This is a genomic window from Leptospira limi, from assembly GCF_026151395.1.
Classification (GTDB): Bacteria; Spirochaetota; Leptospiria; order Leptospirales; family Leptospiraceae; genus Leptospira_A; species Leptospira_A limi.
This window is the reverse complement of the sequence record NZ_JAMQPV010000001.1, coordinates 1197361-1216498: the sequence shown is the minus strand read 5'-3', so window position 1 is coordinate 1216498 and position 19138 is coordinate 1197361. Positions and strand designations below refer to the sequence as shown.

The window sequence follows — 19138 nt, the reverse complement described above, 5'->3', positions numbered from 1 at the left end:
TTTAAAACTTAAATCGAAAGGCAACTGAATCCAATCTGTCTGCCACTTTATCTAAATTGGAAATTGATTCTTCAATTGCCGCGACAGTTTGTTTCTGTTCATGAGCAGCAGCTGACAATTCTTCCACGATAGAAGAAGTATGTGTCAATTGGTTTTGTATCTTTTCAATATTAAAAAGAACACTTGTAGATTTTTCTTGTGTCCCTTCTGTGGAGCCGTTGATTTTTTCGGAACTAAGTTTTGTGCCTTCAGAGTTGGCTAGAATTTTCCCCATCTCAACTTGCACAGTTTCAAATTCATTGGACCCTAATTCCACTTCATTTAAACCCTCTTCAATATCTGTCACTGTTTGTAAAATTTTTGAAGTGAGCTCACTGATAAATACAGAGATTTCTTTTGCCGATTTTTTAGATTGTTCCGCGAGAAGACCTACTTCACCCGCAACAACTGCAAATCCTTTTCCAGCATCACCTGCTCTTGCCGATTCGATAGATGCATTTAACGAAAGTAAGTTTGTCTTTTCGGAAATTGCTGCAATTGTTTCTGTGATCTTTCGTATGGCTTTTGTTTTTTCACCAAGGTCTTTAATCGATTCGGAAGTTTTAAAAATCTGATGTTTTGCTTTTAAGAATTGGGACATTGCTTTGTCGGAACGATTTTTTCCTTCCATGGCAATATGATGTGCATTGGTTGATTCAAATTGAACAGCCATTGCTTCCGATCGAATGCTTTGGATCAAATGGTTGAGAGCATCCATTTGATAGAATATACTTTCGGAACTCTCTTTTGTTACGTTACTTGATTCAGATAATGATTGCATGGCAAGGGATAACTCTTGAAAGGCAACATGGATATGTTCTACAGCTTTTGTAAGTCCTTTGATTTGGCTTTTTACGATTTCAGCATTACCAATGAGTTGTGAAATCATCCCTCGGAATTCAAACTGTGTTTTTTTGATAAGCAACAGTATTTCAGAGTAACCACCGCCATTTTCTAAAATTACATCAAACTTCAAATTACCTTTGTATAAGTTTTGCAAATATTCGATTACTCTAAAAATAGAATTTTTGTTTTTTTGAATTTTAAAATATCCTAATATAAAACCCAAAGAAAAAACAAAAATCCCAACCCCAAAAAACCGTGGGTTATGAAGGAACGGAATGTTTACAAAATAGGAAGAACCAAATAATACTAACAAAACCAAACTGATGAAAGATTGAATGGAAAAAACTAATTCAGTAGAAATGGCAAACAATTTCCCAAACCGTTGCGACTCATTTTTTTGCCCAAGATTTAACTTTGCATACAATCCTTCTGCTTTTAGGATCTGTTCTTTCGTCGCTTTTGTGCGAACCGACATATAACCTATGTGTTTTCCATCTTCATAGATAGGAGAAACATTGGCATCAACCCAGTAATAATCTCCATTTTTACAGCGATTTTTTACGAGTCCAACCCATGAGTTTTGGGATTTGACAGTCTCCCATAAATCACGAAAGGCTTCCCCAGGCATATCTGGATGCCGAATGAGATTATGAGGTTGGCCAATGAGTTCTTCTTGCGTATATCCACTAATCTTCAGGAAGTCTTCATTTACATAGGTGATGATTCCTTTTAAATCTGTTTTGGAAGTTATCTTTGTTCCTTCTTGGAATTCTACTTCATGTTGAGTGACTGGTAAATTTTTGCGCACAGATAATGGATCCAGTTTTAGGGAGATGGAGAAAGGATTTAGGTAAAGACCTTATTTAGCAAGCAAAATAGAATCAAACTAAGAATGATTCTTCTGCAATGACTTGACAATTCTCATTTTTTATTAAAATCTCCTACGATATTCTAAATCCTTCATGTTTAAAACTATATTTTTACCTCTCACACTCCGTTTAGAAGCGTTCACACATTTGGTTCCAGTTCCATTTGCTATTTATATGGCTTCCATCACACAGGAATATAGCATAAACGAATGGCTGTTATTTTTAGTTTTATGCATCACGAGTGGAACCTTAATGGTATTAGGAGGGTGTTTATGGAGATACCTCACACTTCGAAAATTATCCAATCAATTTGAAGCTCTCCAATCAGAAAAAAACAAAGAGACATATACAATCGGATCCAATTCAAAAGCAAAAGAACTCAAACTGTTCTTATATCGATATCCATTCTATGAAGGATTTATCATCATCATTCGCTGGTTTGTTGGTGTAGGGCTTATTTTCTTTTCAACACCTTTTTTCGATTTATACAGACCTACTTTATGGACTACGTTTATCCTTTATATGGTGATGATTCCACCCATTTCCTTCGTTGCCTATTACTTCATCACAGAAAATGCATTTCGGAATTTATTCAAACTGCCTCTGATTCGACCCATTGCCATCGAACCAAACGAAATCCCAAAATTTGATTATTTCAAAAGGATTTTAATCTCATTTTTTGCCCTTGCTGCACTACCAGTTACTGTTCTTGGTTACATGTTGATTTCAAGTGCAAGTGGAAATTTAAATGTCCAAAATCCATCTTTACAAGTTCTAATCATTGGAATCATCTTTATATTTCCTTTAGTTTTTGTTGCTTATTTGGTAGCAAAAGCAGTCAGACAAGGGTTAGGTGAAACTAGCCATATTTTGGACGAACTCTCAAAAGGAAATTTTTCAGTTGTTTCCATGCCTTCTTCTGGAGATGATTTTGGACAACAGTCTTTCCACTTAAACCGTGTCATACAACAACTGAACACAATGTATACGGAAATTTTTACCTTAAACGTTGGTTTAGAAAGTAAAGTAAAAGAAAGAACAATGGAATTAGAGAACTCTTTGGAAGAAGTGAAAAAACTTAAGTTCCAACAAGATGGAGATTATTTTTTAACACATCTACTCCTCAAACCACTTGGAAAAAACCAAGTGAGTAGTGAACTTGTTAGCATTGATTTTTTCTTAAAACAGAAAAAGAAATTCGAATTCAAAGGCAAGGAATATGAAATTGGAGGAGATCTAAACATTGCCCATAATGTCATTCTGCAAGGGAAAAAATTCTCTGTTTTCGTTAATTCTGATGCCATGGGAAAATCGATGCAAGGTGCAGGAGGTGCACTTGTTTTAGGAGCCGTTTTCCAATCAATCATTGAAAGGACCTATTTATCTTCGGCCACTTTCAACCAATCACCGGAACGATGGTTAAAAAATGCTTTCATTGAAATGCACAAAATCTTTGAAGGATTTGACGGAAGTATGTTGGTTTCTCTTGTGATTGGACTGGTTGAAGAAGAAACAGGTTTTTTATATTTTATCAATGCAGAACACCCTTGGCTTATATTATACCGAGATGAAAAGGCTAGTTTTTTGGAAAATGAACTGAGTTACCGAAAATTAGGAACCAAAGGTCTCAATTCTGGAATTTTTATTAAAACCTTTCGGTTGTTACCTGGAGATACAATCATCAGTGGATCCGATGGAAGGGATGATTTATTACTCTTTAATGAACAAAATGAATCCAACCAAAGACAAATCAACCAAGACGAAAATTTAATTTTATCCTACGTTGAACAAGGTAAAGGTGAATTAGAACCAATTTTCAAAGTGTTAACCAAAAATGGAGAGATCACTGATGATTTATCACTGATCAGAGTTCATTATAAAGGCAATGTAGATACAGTTTCGAATACCGATGTATCAAAATCCTACCAGACAGCAAAAAAACTTGTGGAAGTTGGAAATATTGATGCGGCCATTGATTCCCTACAAAAACAAATTCTAACACAACCAATTACTAACAAACGTTTTCACAAATTACTCGCAAAACTTCACTTCAAACGAAAAGATTATACTGAAGCCACTGAACATGCGCAGGTGTATTTAGAAAGCCACCCATATGATCTAAGTTTTATGGAATTAAGTTCGATTTTACTACGGAAAGCTGGTAGATTGGACCAAGCCATCGAAATCGCCGAGCGGATCCGATTAAGGGAACCAAAAGCTGCCAAAAATACCTTTCATTTGATTCGATTGTATTTGGAAAAAGAAAACCAAATTCGGGCGAAAGAAATCTTAACTGAGTGGGAAAACCAATTCCCAACCGATCTGGAACGAACAAAAAAATGGAAACAAATCTTAAGATTAAAATTTCCGAATATCTTGATTTAATTTTAATGTTATAGTATCGTCTCTTGTGACAGTTTCCACTAAAATGAATCGGAACAGGAAAACATTATTCTGGGATCTCACCATAAAACTGGAGGCATTCACACATACTGTTCCTGTACCATTTGCCGTTTATTATGCGATCATCACACAAAAGATGGAACCAAACCATTGGGAAATCTTTATTGCGTTATGTCTCGTGTTTGCCACTGGGATTGGCCTCTTAGGAACTTTTGTTCGACACTTACTATTAAAATACCTATTTGCCAAAATCGAGAAAATGAAAACAGTTTCCGAATTCTCGATTCCACTCTCTCAAGAAGAGAAGGAATATGCAAAATCTGTTAAAATCCTCCTCTTTCGTTATCCACTGATTGAAGCAATCATTATCGTAATACGCTGGTTATCCGGTGTGATCCCAATCAGTTTATTGTTTTTTTATTTGGTGGAATATACTCCGTCTGTGGCTCGGTCTGCAATATTTACATTTGTAATGATTGCTCCCATCTCGTTTGTCACTTATTATTTTATCAGTGAAAGTGCAATTCGCAATTTATTCGACTTACCTCAGTTTAAGAATGTAGAACTCCAAGAGAGGGACATTCCTAAATTTAATTATTTCACACGTATTCTTGTCGCATTTTTTAGTTTGGCTGCCCTTCCCTTTGTGATTTTTTCATATATTTTATATTCCTTAGCAACAGGTGAAATCGCAGTCAAAGATCCAATGATTCCCATAGTCACTGTGTCTTTTATATTCATCATCCCTCTTATCGTTTGTTCCTACGTAGTCGCAAAATCAGTGAATGAGGGTTTAAGCGAAACGAGTCGTTCACTTGGGGAACTGGCCAAAGGAAATTTTGATGTTATTGTAACTCCAAAATCCAGTGATGATTTCGCGAAACAAGCGTTCTACTTAAATTCTGTTATTGGAACTCTTAAAAATATGTATGCTGAGATTCGAAATCTGAATGAAGGATTAGAAGAAAAAGTTACACTTCGTACAGATGAATTAAACCAATCGTTAATTGATATCAGCAAGTTAAAAGTGCAACAAGATGGTGATTATTACTTAATTTACCAATTATTAAATCCATTTGCCATCCAGGATACGAGTAGCAAACAGTTTTTGGTGAATCATTTCCTACGCCAAAAAAAGTCTTTTGAATTTAAAAATCAGAAATATGAAATCGGTGGGGATATTAATATCTCTCACACAATTTATCTAAACGAACAAAAATACCTTTTGTTTGTGAATGCTGATGCAATGGGTAAATCCATGCAAGGTGCAGGTGGAGCACTGGTATTTGGATCTGTATTCCAATCCATTGTCCAACGAACAAAAACAGATCCTGGTTTCAAAAACCAAAGCCCGGAAAACTGGCTCAGGTCCAATTTACAAGAACTCCAATTGATTTTTGAGACATTTGATGGAACCATGTTAGTTTCCTTAAGTATGGGTCTCATCGAAGAAAAAACTGGTAAATTGTTTTTTCTGAATGCAGAACACCCCATGATTGTACTCTTCAGAAATGGAAAAGCCAACTTTTTATATCCCATTGTATCCTATCGCAAACTAGGCACGCTGGGTGCCTTCCCCATAAAGGAAGTCAATCAGTTCCAACTCCAGCCCCATGATGTTCTCTTCATTGGTTCCGATGGGAAGGATGACCTTCTCACCAAAAATGATGAAGGAGAGTGGGAAGTGCTCTCAGAAGATGAGAATTTCTTAGAAATCGTGGAAAACACAAAAGGAAATTTAGATTCCATCATCAATGAAATTGATTCGATTGGCCAAGTCATCGATGACATTTCCATCATTCGAATCTCTTATGAAACAGAATGAACAAGTTTGCAAAAGGTTAGAAAAGCCTTCTCCCTTTGCCTCTAAAAGCCAATTTATTTCCCAAAAATCTGGGTCCGGACCGTCCAATACATGGAAACATGAATGAACCATTCTAAACTAAAACTTCCCATTAAAATGGGATATGGGTTTGCAGAGACTGGCATAACAGCCGTTCAACTTTTTACTCAAATTTATCTTCTCAAATACTATACAGAGATCGTTGGACTCAATTCCAGTTTAGCAGGAATTGCTTTGTCAATTTCAGTGATTTGGGATGCAATCAGTGACCCACTCATGGGGCGGATTTCTGACCATACCATCACTCGATTCGGTAGACGAAGGCCATTTATCTTCATCGGTGGAATTTTATTATCCATATCAGTGCTTTTACTTTTTTCGCCCCCTTCCCTTTCTTCCCAAATGGGTAAATTTGCGTATTTACTAAGTGTTTATCTTTTAGTGAATACAGCGATGACAGTTATCTCAGTACCTCATATTGCACTTGGTGGAGAACTAAGTTTTGAACGAAATGAACGGACTTCTGTGTTTGGTTGGAGGTTATTCTTTAGTAACATAGGAATGTTAATTGGAATGATTGTGCCAGCGGCCATCTTACAATCTCTAGGTGATGAAAGTGCTAAGGAAAATATCATCACCTCTCGGACTGTCGCTGGAGAAATTGTTTCACTCGTTATCCTTGTATCTTCTATCATCACCTTTTTAGTGACAAAAGGCAAAGATACAATCCAATCTGATAAAACAAAACAACTCCCATTCTTTGTGTCCTTTGGTTCTGTCTTAAAAAACAAAATGTTTCTCATATTATTATTTGCATTTATCATAGCAACGATTGGTAGAACGTTTAACTCCGCAATTGCATTATACTATTATGAATACCGATTGGGATTAAAGGAATCCCAAGTGGTCATCAACATCTTATTGCCATTTTTTCTTGTACTCATGTTATCCATTGGTTTTTGGGTTTGGATTTCCAAAAAGATCGGAAAAAAAATCCCTGCATTTCTTGGTGTATTTGGTTTAGGCCTTCTAACTGTGATCGTGTATCCTTTATTTCCTTACGGAGAACTAAGACCCCCGCTCATCGCAGCCTTCTTTGGTGGGATCTTCGCAGGATCCATTCTCATCATGGACTCCATCCTGACAGATGTTGTCGACTATGATGAATACAAAACGGGTGAAAAACGGGAAGGACTCTATTTTGGAATATGGAAGATGGGCGTAAAATTTTCCCAAGCCTTTGGAATCGCACTCACTGGTTTTTTACTCGATTTCATTGGGTTTCAAAATGGACTCACAGAACAATCGACTGAAGTAGGATTTCGCTTAGCTATGATTTTTGGTCCCGGAGTTGGCTTCTTCTTTATCTTGGGATCAATTGTTTTTTTATTTTTTCCCCTCACAGATGCAAAACACATCCAAGTGCAAAGAATCCTAACAAAAAGAACATTGAAAAAGATCCATCGGTAAATTATATTTGAACCCCATGGTACCAAAACAGAGACTTCAATTCATTGCCTTCCTATTGATTTATTTTATAGTCCCTTTTTCGGCCTGTTTATTTACATTATTGTTTGCAAATTACACTAGTAATGTTTTTTTACCAGAAAGGTTTTTAGTCTTATTTGAAGCGACCGAAACAACGCAGGACTTCACCTTGCTCGCGTTAACCTGGGGACCATTTCCCATCATCACAGTCATTTTGTTCTTTTATAGCCTTCCCGTTTCGAACTACCTATTCAATAAAAATAAATGTAATTATTTATCGGAAGAAAGAGCGCGCCATCGCATTGTCCACTCACCCCTCATCATCAGTTTGTTTGGTTTTATTGGTTGGGAATTATCCAATTTTTTATCTGTTTATCGAATTGATACACTGTTTCCTTCCGCTCCTCCTCAAAGTATCGTTACTGTTACTATCTTGTTTGCATTTTGGGGACTCTTTGCATTTGCTTTTTCTTATGCAACAACCAACTATTTAAATCGCAAATTAATCATTCCTTGTGTATTTCCAGAGGGTGGACTCGGGAAATATGCAAAAGGAAAACAATTTTCCATCGTCACAAAACAAATTATCTTTTGGGCCGCTTCTACATTATTCCCAATCATCTTATTGGTATTTGGATTATTAGAACGCACAAACCACAATATATTCCAACTACATGATTTAGTGCATACAGATGTTTTGTTTGGAGTGATTGCGATCATGTTATTTTTTTCCTTTGTATTCTCTGTCACATTTGCCATCAGCTTACAACACCCTCTCAACCAAATAGAAGAAGCAACAGAACTCATCAAAGAACAAAAATTTGATACAAGGGTAACTATTTTTAGTTCTGATGAACTTGGACTTTTAGGAGACGCCGTCAACGAAATGGCAGAGGGACTAGCGGAAAGAGAAAGGATCAAAGATACTTTTGGTAGAATTGTTGACCCGCGTGTTAGAGATTATCTACTTTCCAACGAACATAGCCTTGGTGGTAAAGTTGTTGATGCTACAATTTTATTCTCAGACTTAAGAGACTTTACGAAACTATCCGAAAAACGGACTCCCGAAGAAGTATTATATATCTTAAATCGATATTTCCAAGAAATGAGCAATGCGATCGAAGTTCACGGAGGATTTATCAATAAATTCATAGGGGATGCGATCCTTGCCGTATTTGGAACACCTATGCCCATGTTAGATCATGCAGATCGTGCCTTTCAAACTGCCTTGGAGATGCAAAGGAATTTAGGATTACTCAACCAACAATTTATGAAAGAAGGATTAACCGAACTCAAAATGGGAATAGGCATTCATACCGGAAGTTTGCTTGCGGGTAACATTGGTTCCACCAATCGAATGGAATTTACAGTTATTGGAGATACCGTGAATACCGCATCTCGAGTCGAAGGACTTTGTAAAGGTTTACAAAAAAACCTTCTCATCACAGAAAATACAGCAAACCTCATTTCACCATCCATCCGCTCTCAGTTGCAACTTGAAGGCGAATATGAACTCAAAGGAAGAGAATCAAAAGAAAAAATTTATTCTTATCCTATCTTATAAGTGAGGATAAAATTGGAATTTAGAGTTGAATCGTTTTAGAAATGAAGTCAGAATGGTGATTATGAAATTTGCAGTTGGGATACTTTTGTTTGGTTTCCTGTTCTCTTCTTGTAACGAGATCAAATTGGTAAACACACAAGATGTTCTTGATTTGCTAAAAGATGATGGAAGCTCAAATGCAAATTCGGCATCAAACTCTTCCTCTCCAACAAACAATTCTTCCTTTCCCAATGGAAACTCGCAAAACTTAAACTACTATGGTCTTACTGACTCACCAACGGGAACCAATACCTATGGTTCTTCGGGTTCCACGGTGGGCAATCCTCTCGGTTATTAATTCCGATTCTTTATTTAATAAACTCAAAGAAGTCATCAAGCAGTGGTCGGAAACAGGACCGAATCGTTACCTTTGCCACCTTCTCATTTTTCGGACCATAATTGAGTATGATATCATTTGGATCTCGGATGAAGGAAAAGATTTTATTGATCTGCATCTCTGCGTGCCCATCTTTTACCTTCACTATGTATTCAAATTCATGTTCATTGGCATCTACTTCCCCAATCCCATAAGGAACGTAACACTTAATCAGACCAATCCCTCGAAGTTCCCCCATCTCTTGGTTTTCAAATTCAATTTTGGAAAGTTCTGGGTCTAATTTGTATTCCAACCACTGTTTTGCTTTCAGAAAACTTCTCGTTTTTTGGTAGGATTTGTTGTCCCTTGCATCTTCAGTTGTACGCATATTTGCAGAAACAACCCAAAGTTTCAAACACATAGAGTTTTGGAACAAAAGGAAAAAAGCGAATAATAACAAGACTCGTTTTGGCATCATCTCTAAGCTTCTTTCCCCTCACTCGGATCGCAAAACAAATCTTCACATAAATGGAAAATTTTCTCCTTATTCGGTTGGACCGGAAATGGAATTACGTTTTTGGGCAATGGGGATGTGTTCTGGTTTGTTTTTTTGATCTTATGTCTCTTCGACTCGATTCTATCTCTCACCTTATTATTTTCGGAATTGGCCTCCCTCATTCTAGAGTGCCCAAATAAAAATTGGATTGAATTTGTTAGGGCATCACTTTCAATCTTGAACATGCCCGATTTTGATCGTATTGATCTAATGAATTATGCCATGTATGGAAATGATTTTGATCCCCAATGGGACGAAATCCGCGCCTTTATTAAGTCCAATGCTTCTGCTCAAAAAGAATTGGAGGAAATCAAACGTACCGTGCCAAGCCCCCATGTTGGGAAAAGACGTATGCCAAATGCTCCTACAAATGACCCAAGAGAATTGAGTGGAGAAAATCCAAACGCAGAGCCAAGAAAACCAAGTAGTGGGAATGACACCAAATCTTGGTGGCAAAAAATTTTAGGAGATTGAAATGGAAAATACCGTAGACCAAGTCAAAAAAAACGTCGAGAACATCAAAAAGTTTGTCACTCCGTTTTTTAATTTGGCTGTGAACACAACGGTTTACGGTTACCATAACATTGTCCCAACAGGCAAACTTATCCTCACATGTAACCATAGAAGTGATATGGATCCCTTTGTGATTGGATCTGTGTTTCCGAGGTTTATCTCTTGGATCGCCGCCGAATATACCACAAGGATTCCTCTTTTCAAAGACTTCGTGGAAAAAACAGGAACCATTCCTATGGCCATCGATGGAAACATTTCCATGGCCAGTATCAAAAAGGTACAACAGGTTTTTAAAAATGGAGATGTGCTTGGGATTTTTCCAGAAGGACATGATTATATGGTGCAGAATGATTTTTCTGCTCCCCTAGCTAAATTCCACTCTGGGTTTGCTGCGTTTAGTTTGCGTAACAAAGTGGACATCCTTCCTTCTGTCATCATTCCAGAAGAAGAAACCATCACTGATTACCCGATCCCACCACTCGTTCGTGCCTTTATGGGAATGCCAAAAGAAGTTTGTGATATCAAACGTAGAGTAGTGTATAAAAAAATCAATGTGGTCTTTGGTGAAGTCATCAAGTATGAGAACTTTGCTCACCTTCCGCTTGACAAAGGTATGGTGGCCGTTTCAGAAGAAACAAAACGGCGCATGGGTGAATTACAGAAAGTAGATTATTTAAAGAAATAATCGAACCCAAGTTGGGTTCAATTGTTTGGTAATTCCTTAGATTTCCACTTCTCCCGAGAACACTTCTTTGGCTGGACCTGTCATCATCACTGATCCATTCTCTTTCCATTCTACATGGAGGGTTCCCCCTCTTAGGTCAATGCGGACAGATCGTCCGGTTTTCCCATTGAGAATGGAAGATACCGTCACTGCACAAGCCCCTGTACCGCAAGCCAAGGTTTCACCTGTTCCTCGTTCCCAAGTCCTTTGGTAAAGATGGTCTTTTCCTCTAACGGATACAAATTCCACATTCACTCGTCTTGGGAACAGTGGATGGTTTTCAATGATAGGTCCAATTTCTCTTACGGGAAAGGCATCAGCATCATCCACATAAATCACACAATGTGGGTTTCCCATACTAACAGCAGTAAAACGATATTTTTTTCCTTGGACTTCGATTTCTTGGTTGATCACAGGTTCTTCCCCTGGCCATACTATTGGCACAAGTGAAGGTTTGAGAATAGGTTCTCCCATATCCACAGTCACCATTTCGACTTTTCCATTCGTACCTGTTTTTAAATCTAAGGTAAGAACACCTTTTCCCGTTTCGATGGTTGGTTTTTGGTTTTTGGTAAGACCATGGTCATACACAAATTTACCAACACAACGGACTCCGTTACCGCACATTTCAGAGGAACTTCCATCAGAATTGTACATATCCATTTGAAATTCGCCGGAATTTGAATTACGGATGAAAATCACTCCATCGCCACCGATCCCAAAATTACGGTCGGATAGTTTTTGGATTTGTTCTGGTGTGAGTCGGATGTCGTTTTTCGTAGCATCAATGTATACGTAGTCGTTTCCGATCCCTTCCATTTTGGTGAAGTTGATTTTCATCTGTTCCTCTCTTATCACCCAATGATTTTTTGGTCAGTGTCCTTGGCAAGTTCTATCAAGGATTTTTAGTTTGACCCTTGTTCCCAAGGATTAGACTGACAGAATCGAACATGAAATCTTGTATCCTTTGCCAATCAACCGAGTCCAAAACTGTTTTCAATGAAAATGGAACTCCCATTTTGGAATGCCAAAATTGTGGCCATGTCTATTCTTCTTATGAACAAGAAGAACACTACGAAGGGTATTGGGACGGCGCAGAACAAACATATGATTTGGAATGGTGGGACAACGCCCATAGAGCTGTCTATGCTGACTTCATCAAAACCTATCTAGGAGAATCCAAAGGAAATCTTTTGGATGTAGGTTGTGGGTTGGGATTTTTTGTGAAAGCTGTTCTCACACAAAAACCAGGTTGGACGGCCGTTGGGTATGAGATTTCCAAACAAGCAGTCAAGTTTGCCAACGAACAAAATGGTATGAAAACTGTCTATGCAGGCCTTGTACAAGATTCCAAACTCACAAAAGAAAGTTTTGATATCATCACACTTTGGGATGTGATTGAACACATTCCAAAACCACACTCACTTCTCACTTACTTACATGGACTCCTCAAACCTGGTGGCGTTTTATTTTTACAAACACCAAACTTCCCAATCCAATTGGCAAAAGCCAATCTTAAGGTAAAGTTAAAAGGAATGAAGGAAGGTGTACATTACTTAGAAGCGAAAGACCATGTGAACAATTATAAAATGTCCACCTTAGCAGAACTTGGCAAACAATGTGGATTCACAAAACCAGAATACAAGGTTCTTATGCCAATCCTTTCTGTATCAGGGAGTAAGAGTAAACTGGCAGTGTATGTAAAACTCGCTTATTATATCTTCACCAAACTTGTGTTTGCGATCAGTTTCAAAACCATCAACTGGAACAATACTTTATTTTTGACTCTGAAGAAGCCATGACCTAGCATATGTTAGGCCAGCAAGGATATTGGATGCCCTCCAAATTGGATTAGGATGGGCATTCCAATCCTTTTGAAGCGCAGAAGTTTCGTCCGCATCCAAAGGATTCACCTCATCTCCCTCTCCCCACATCTTTGGAATATGGATGCAAGCGATTCCATGAGAACTGGCACCGAGAATATCATCTTCCCAATTATCTCCTAAGAGGATACAATCTTTGGGATCTTCGTTGGCCGTTTTCATCACATACTGAAAAAACTCTTTGGTTGGTTTCTCAAACCCCACTTCTTCGGATGTGATGAGTGAGAAGCGAAACTCTTCTGGTAAAAATCCTCGGACCTTCAACAATTGCGTACGAAGGGTTTCATTTGTTGTGAGGTAAATGGGGAATTCTTTTGAGAGAGAAATTAATAAGGGAAATAAATAAGTTTGGTATCTCTCTTTCTTTTTTTCTTCTGCATAAAACGAGAGAAAATGCAAATAATACCGATCTTCCATCCATAAGACACCATCAATGTCTTGGGTTTGGAACCCATTCCTTTGAGTAGACCCCATCCTCTCCCACATCAATTTAAAACATAACAATCGGAGACGGTTGGAACTATGGTGTTTGAGTTGGGACTTCACATGTTTTCTTGCCGCTTCATATAACTCTAAAAAGTTTCCACCTAACTTTCGCCCCTGCCAATCCTTTGCACAATTTTCAATTGCGTATGCATACGCTTCTTTGGATGGTAAAATGGTATTGTCTAAATCTAAAAATAAAGCCATTACGGAAAGTGAAACGGAAACATTTCCTTCTGTCAACGGTTTGAGAAGGATTTATGGCTTGTCATGTTGTGAAAGTTTAAATAGAATCGTGGGATGATTTCCTTATCATCCATCCTCGCAACCTTATTCCTTTTACTTGGTTCCATTTTATTTGGATATGGAATTATCACGGATGGAGATCCCATTTATACAAAATCCCTAGGTTGGAATCTCAATCTGATATGGGGGAGTGTTGTATTTTGTGTGGGGATCTTATTTGGATTGGGGAATTGGCTTTCCAACCAAATCCCCCAAAAAGAAAAAAACTAAACGGTTACTTTCTCTAACACTAAAGATAGAAACGGCACTAACGATTCAAGAATTTCAGGAAGTTCGTATTCCAAAATATCACCAGCGTATACAATGTCATTTTTTTCCATTGCAGAAGCAATGTTCGAAAGAGTCGTATTCAATTGGCCAACCAAATCAGAAAGTTTTTTATCCTCAAACGACAATTCTTGCCAATTTAACTCAGTATGACGAGTTTGGATCGAAACCAGTGCCGACATAAGACCCGTTAAGCGACCCACAGCATCATTTAAGATTTCTGATGCTAAATGATCTTTTCCTGATTGGAAGTTTTCGTTCACTAACATAAAATCTTTGATCACTTTGTCTTTTTGGTCCACAAATTTAGAAATGATTTCGATCAGTTCGGATTCATCCAATCGCATTACGGCAAGCCTTGTGCTTAGGTCCATCAAAAACAATTTTACATCACGAAGGTCTTCTAAAAACGATTCGATTGCTTTTGTGGAATCAAGAACGAGTGACCCGTTGTCTAAGGATTCAAGTATTTCTTCTACGTTTTTTCCTTTTCCCATCGGTTGGATGAGGTTTAGATTGAGGTTGAGAAGTTTCGTTGTCGTACGAATCATGGAAATGATCCACGGGATCCCTTCTTTTAAATCCTCAGATTCTTTTTCAGTTAAAGAGTCACGTCCCACAAGAGTGGAACCCACTTTGTCTACGTAATTGTCTACTTCGACGAGACTATCTTCGATGACATCCAATTCTTCACCAACATATAAATCCAATCGTTTTGTGTCTTCAATGCCAACAGAGTCAAGGTCTGATCTATTTAATTCTTTTCCGTTCACGGTGAAATGTCGTAAATATTTGCCATTTGATTCGATCCATTTTTGAATTTGATCGAACACTTGGCCGAGGTTGGTTTCTCCATCCAATTTAGTATCTAACTGTTGTTCATTGATATAAATATTCATCATTCTCCACCGTTCCCTCTAAACATATTATTCTGTAAATAGTTCCCAACTGATTTGTTTTTTCCTACACCTTGTTCCATGTAGAGAAATCTTTGTTTTAATTTGGCTTCAAAGCTAATGAGATGGGATTCATGTTCTTTGATTTTTTTATTATTTCCAGCAACACTCTCTTCTAAGAGTTTTACCTTACTTGTCACAATACCGGAAGCATATTGGTTATAAGGTTTTAGAATTTCGAGAAGCCTTATCCCAACTCCCTCTTCCATCTTCGCATCATTATTCGGATCAGATGCAAATAAATCCCTAACTCCATCTGGGTTTTCAGATAGAACAGCTATGAGTTTTTCTTGGTCAATTTGTAACAAACCATCTTGGATTTTTTCCCAGTTAGATCCAACAGCACCAGTTGAAATTCCTATGTCTGTCAAAACACGGAATCCATTTTCTTTGGTGGCAGGATAATACGAGTTAGCTGTTGTTTTCAAAGAAGCGATGAGGCGTAAAATGGAATTTTCACCAGCTAGAAGCCCGGATTTGGATTTATTATCCCAAAAATCTCTGGAAATATCAGCGGCCTTAGAATCATCACTTTCTTTTTTATCTGAAATTTTTCCATTTTTTTCAACTGAAGTTACTTCTTTGGAGAACTTCATGAGATCATTATAAGCATCTACCCATTCTTTGATGAGGGCAGATCCTTTTGCATGGTCGACATGGATTTTTAAAGTAACAGGTTCCTCTGTCACCTTATGCACATTAAATGAAATTCCTTCTAATACATCTGCGATGCCATCATTGGTTTCTCGTGTAATCTCAACTCCATCAATTTTGATTTTAAGATCTTTGGCTTCTTGTAACACTTTCACAGGTTCTGCGGTTCCAGGTGCTTGGGGAGTGACAAGTGTTACCGATTTGATTTGGATAGGTGTCGTGGCAGAATTGGAAACAATGATGCCTGTGAGGTTTTTATCACTCGCAATATCACCTGCTTGGAAAATATACTTTAATTCTGTTTTATTAATGGGAAGGAATTTATTACGCACACTCCCTTCCTTCTCAAAACTCATCCCCATCTCCATAACAGCAGGAGCTTCCCCCACAACTTCCACTTCCAGGTACGCACGTTCTTTGATTTCGGTAACTGCAATGGGAATTGTATATGCGGTGTCTGGTTTTAGAAAAATTCCTTCTTCCGATTGTGAGATTTTTTCAGTTTCTAATTCTGATTTTTTAAATTTTGATAGGTCCCAAACCTTGGCTTTGGTTCCATCGAGGGAAAGAAGTTGTTTCGTGTCTTCAGTAACGGCTTTATTTTCACCAACAAGTCCAGCAAGTTTCAAAATTCCATTGGGATCTGAAAACTGAAGTTCGTTTTTTTTACCTGTTTTAACGGATGTTAATGTAATAATAGAAGAGTCTTTATCAATTTTGATGATGGAAGTTTCAACTAAACTACCTGCCATATTCTTAATGGCACTCGAAAGTTCAGAAAGCCCCCCACCTGGGAAAGTCACTGTCTCTTTGGATTTACCAGAATATACGGTAAAACTTCCTTCAGGAAGTCGAATGTCTGTATCAATTTCAACACCAGATAACTGGTGTTTACTTGCCATTTCAATGATTTCAAGTGAGCGATTTCCCGACTTGGCAGCACGGGATGCTTCTCCAGTGATCACTCCTTCCACAGAAGAGGACACGGATTTGGTAGCAAATGGAGCCGTAAACGAAACAAGGGCTCTGGTTTTGGTTTGTAAGTTGGTCGTTAGATTTTTGACCTCTCCCCAAATCTGAATCTGCATTTTGGCATATTCATTTTCGGTCTCCCATCGTTTGATGGGCCGGCGTTCCAATTCGACCAGTTTTTTAACGATATCGTTTGTGTTTTGCCCGGTCATCAGACCCGGCATGGTGTATGCTGGCATATCGTCCCAAATCCCTCTGAATCTAGTGTCGTCGAATTCTACAAAAGGATTAGGAATTTACAGAATTTTTTCCTTCCCAAATCCTAGAATTATGACTGCTAACCCTACAGAAAAAATAGAAATGGGGAACCAAAATATCTTTTTCGACCGCGAACTTTCCTGGATCGACTTCAATTACCGTGTACTAGAAGAATCCTTTGATAAAGAAAATCCACTCTTAGAACGGCTAAAATTTTTATGCATCACTGAATCCAATTTGGATGAGTTTTTTATGGTGCGTGTGGCGGGCCTTCTCAATTTGAAAAATGCGGGGATCGAAGAAAAAAGCCTGAATGGAAAAAGAACATCAGAAACCATCGCAGAACTTTATTCTAAAGTTGGCCAATTTGTTAAAAAACAATATGAATCACTGGATGAGATCTTAATTGAACTCAAACAAAACAAAATTGTAGTCGTACAAGATCCAAGTGAACTTGCAGGTGATGACATTCAGTTTGTGAAAAATTATTACAAACGCGAAGTATCATCCATTCTCACTCCACTGGCCATCGATCCATCTCACCCTTTTCCCCATATTCTCAATCGAACTCTAAATCTTGGGATCACATTGTATTCAGATGATGACAAAAACAAAATTAAGGAACTTTTTGCGATTGTCCAGGTGCCAAGTGTATTACCTAGATTTTTGCAATTACCTCCCAACCTAGAAAGTGATACTAGAAGGTATTTTCCATTAGAAGAGATCATTAAACTCCACTTAGGTGATTTGTTTTATGGAATGAACGTAAAACAAATCCATACCTTTAAGATTGTAAGAGATGCTGATATCTCAATCAATGAAGAACAAAACATTGGTGACCTTCTCACCACAATGAAAAACGAATTAAAAAACAGAATGTGGGGAGATGCTGTTCGTTTGGATGTCCACTCAGGTGCAGGCCATATCAAGGAACTACTCCGGGGTTTATTGGAACTCGAAGAATACCAAGTAATGGAGATTCCCACCTTACTTAGTTTAAACGACATGATGTTTTTCCAAAGTTTGGAAAAAACAAGCCATTTAAAGTATTCGTATCCAGTTCCAAAATCTGGTTTTGCAGCCAAAAAAAGTGAATCGATATTTTCTGAGATTCGCAAAAACGATCACTTACTCCACCACCCATATGAAAGTTTTAAATCGATAGAAGACATGTTAAAAATTGCAAGCCAAGACCCAAAGGTCCTTGCAATCAAAATGACCTTGTACAGAACTTCTGGAGATTCTCCCATTATACAATACTTAGGTGAAGCAGCTGAGAATGGAAAACAAGTAACAGTACTTGTGGAACTCAAAGCTCGATTTGATGAAGAAAGGAACATACGTTGGGCAAAAAAATTAGAAGATAGTGGAGTTCACGTTGTTTATGGTGTTGTGGGTCTTAAAATCCATTGTAAGATGTTACTCATCGTTCGTAGAGAAGAAGACAAACTAAACCGTTATGTCCACCTTGGAACAGGGAATTATAACTCAACAACAGCAAGGTATTACACAGACATTAGTTTGTTCACAGCAAATCCTGAGATCACAGAAGATGTTGCCATTCTCTTTAACACAATCACAAGTTCAGGCAAAATGCCTAGACTCTCTAAAATTTATGCAGCACCAACATTTCTAAAAGAAGAGTTTTTACGACTCATCCAAAGAGAAACTGACAACGCAAAATCAGGAAAACAGGCTCGTGTCATTTTCAAAATGAACTCTCTTGTTGACCCAGATGTGATTTTAAAACTTTATGAAGCATCCCAAGCAGGTGTAAAAATCGATTTGATTATCAGAGGAATTTGTTGTTTGCGACCAGGAATTCCAGGTGTTTCCGATCGTATAAATGTTCGTTCGATTGTTGGTAGGTACTTGGAACATTCCAGGATTTATAGTTTTGAAAATGGTGGAAAACCAGAAGTTTACTTAGCCTCTGCAGATTGTATGCCAAGAAACTTCCTTCGCCGAATTGAAGTCATGTTTCCGATCTTACAAGACAAACATAAAAAACGAATCGCAAAAATACTAGAATTACTCCTACGAGACAATACACAAGCGCGTGTATTGGAATCAGACGGAAGTTATACGAGACTCACTCCAGGTGATGATGATCCTGCTGTGAACTCACAAATTGATATGGTAGATATCTAAAGGAATCA

Annotated in this window: 16 protein-coding genes; 10 read left to right on the top strand and 6 right to left on the bottom strand. The window is 37.8% G+C overall.

From position 1 onward, the window contains the following. Window position 1: 1 nt before the first annotated feature. Entirely contained in the window at window positions 2-1693 is a 1692-nt protein-coding gene (locus ND812_RS05710; RefSeq protein WP_265374651.1) for a methyl-accepting chemotaxis protein, read from the bottom strand. Window positions 1694-1847: 154 nt separating this feature from the next. Here ND812_RS05710 and ND812_RS05705 point away from each other — a divergent pair, with 154 nt between their 5' ends. From ND812_RS05705 to ND812_RS05685, 5 genes are all read left to right on the top strand, one after another. Continuing rightward, a complete protein-coding gene (locus ND812_RS05705) occupies window positions 1848-4139 on the top strand; it encodes a SpoIIE family protein phosphatase (RefSeq protein WP_265374650.1) in 2292 nt (763 codons plus the stop codon). Between the two features lie 43 nt (window positions 4140-4182). Continuing rightward, on the top strand, window positions 4183-5982 hold the full coding sequence (locus ND812_RS05700) for a SpoIIE family protein phosphatase (RefSeq protein WP_265374649.1): 1800 nt from the start codon (window positions 4183-4185) through the stop codon (window positions 5980-5982). A 102-nt stretch (window positions 5983-6084) separates the two neighbouring features. After that, on the top strand, window positions 6085-7470 hold the full coding sequence (locus ND812_RS05695; RefSeq protein WP_265374648.1) for an MFS transporter: 1386 nt from the start codon (window positions 6085-6087) through the stop codon (window positions 7468-7470). Window positions 7471-7486: 16 nt separating this feature from the next. Next, a complete protein-coding gene (locus ND812_RS05690) occupies window positions 7487-9052 on the top strand; it encodes an adenylate/guanylate cyclase domain-containing protein (protein ID WP_265374647.1) in 1566 nt (521 codons plus the stop codon). A 25-nt stretch (window positions 9053-9077) separates the two neighbouring features. Further along, complete coding sequence (locus tag ND812_RS05685; protein ID WP_265374646.1) at window positions 9078-9389, top strand: hypothetical protein; 312 nt, start codon at window positions 9078-9080, stop codon at window positions 9387-9389. Window positions 9390-9399: 10 nt separating this feature from the next. Here ND812_RS05685 and ND812_RS05680 read toward each other — a convergent pair whose 3' ends face one another. Then, on the bottom strand, window positions 9400-9885 hold the full coding sequence (locus ND812_RS05680) for a DUF4468 domain-containing protein (RefSeq protein ID WP_322113648.1): 486 nt from the start codon (window positions 9883-9885) through the stop codon (window positions 9400-9402). Between the two features lie 261 nt (window positions 9886-10146). Here ND812_RS05680 and ND812_RS05675 point away from each other — a divergent pair, with 261 nt between their 5' ends. Together ND812_RS05675 and ND812_RS05670 are read left to right on the top strand one after the other, a co-directional pair. Next, window positions 10147-10437, top strand: a complete 291-nt coding sequence (locus ND812_RS05675) for a hypothetical protein (RefSeq protein WP_265359407.1) — start codon at window positions 10147-10149, stop codon at window positions 10435-10437. Between the two features lies 1 nt (window position 10438). Further along, on the top strand, window positions 10439-11161 hold the full coding sequence (locus tag ND812_RS05670) for a lysophospholipid acyltransferase family protein (RefSeq protein ID WP_265374644.1): 723 nt from the start codon (window positions 10439-10441) through the stop codon (window positions 11159-11161). A gap of 36 nt (window positions 11162-11197) precedes the next feature. Here ND812_RS05670 and dapF read toward each other — a convergent pair whose 3' ends face one another. Beyond that, window positions 11198-12040, bottom strand: a complete 843-nt coding sequence (gene dapF / locus ND812_RS05665) for a diaminopimelate epimerase (protein ID WP_265358775.1) — start codon at window positions 12038-12040, stop codon at window positions 11198-11200. A 110-nt stretch (window positions 12041-12150) separates the two neighbouring features. On the opposite strand from dapF, the gene ND812_RS05660 reads away from it, so the two are divergent. Beyond that, a complete protein-coding gene (locus tag ND812_RS05660) occupies window positions 12151-13002 on the top strand; it encodes a class I SAM-dependent methyltransferase (RefSeq protein ID WP_265374643.1) in 852 nt (283 codons plus the stop codon). On the opposite strand, the gene ND812_RS05655 is transcribed toward ND812_RS05660, so the two are convergent. Next, window positions 12976-13773, bottom strand: coding sequence for an HAD family hydrolase (locus tag ND812_RS05655; RefSeq protein WP_265375912.1), 798 nt, complete (start codon window positions 13771-13773; stop codon window positions 12976-12978). The genes ND812_RS05660 and ND812_RS05655 overlap by 27 nt on opposite strands. A 93-nt stretch (window positions 13774-13866) precedes the next feature. Here ND812_RS05655 and ND812_RS05650 point away from each other — a divergent pair, with 93 nt between their 5' ends. Further along, on the top strand, window positions 13867-14082 hold the full coding sequence (locus ND812_RS05650; RefSeq protein ID WP_265374642.1) for a hypothetical protein: 216 nt from the start codon (window positions 13867-13869) through the stop codon (window positions 14080-14082). Here ND812_RS05650 and ND812_RS05645 read toward each other — a convergent pair. Together ND812_RS05645 and fliD are read right to left on the bottom strand one after the other, a co-directional pair. Then, window positions 14079-15041 carry a hypothetical protein gene (locus ND812_RS05645; RefSeq protein ID WP_322113647.1) on the bottom strand — a complete coding sequence of 321 codons (963 nt, stop codon included), beginning with the start codon at window positions 15039-15041 and terminating at the stop codon, window positions 14079-14081. The two genes, ND812_RS05650 and ND812_RS05645, sit on opposite strands and share 4 nt — an antisense overlap. Further along, window positions 15038-16960 (bottom strand): flagellar filament capping protein FliD, encoded by a 1923-nt coding sequence (gene fliD / locus ND812_RS05640; protein ID WP_265374640.1) that lies wholly within the window; start codon window positions 16958-16960, stop codon window positions 15038-15040. Before fliD ends, ND812_RS05645 begins: the two co-directional genes overlap by 4 nt. A gap of 91 nt (window positions 16961-17051) precedes the next feature. On the opposite strand from fliD, the gene ppk1 reads away from it, so the two are divergent. Further along, the gene (ppk1, locus tag ND812_RS05635; protein ID WP_265374639.1) at window positions 17052-19130 is read left to right on the top strand and encodes a polyphosphate kinase 1; all 2079 of its coding nucleotides are present in this window, start codon (window positions 17052-17054) and stop codon (window positions 19128-19130) included. The last annotated feature ends 8 nt before the right edge of the window (window positions 19131-19138 follow it).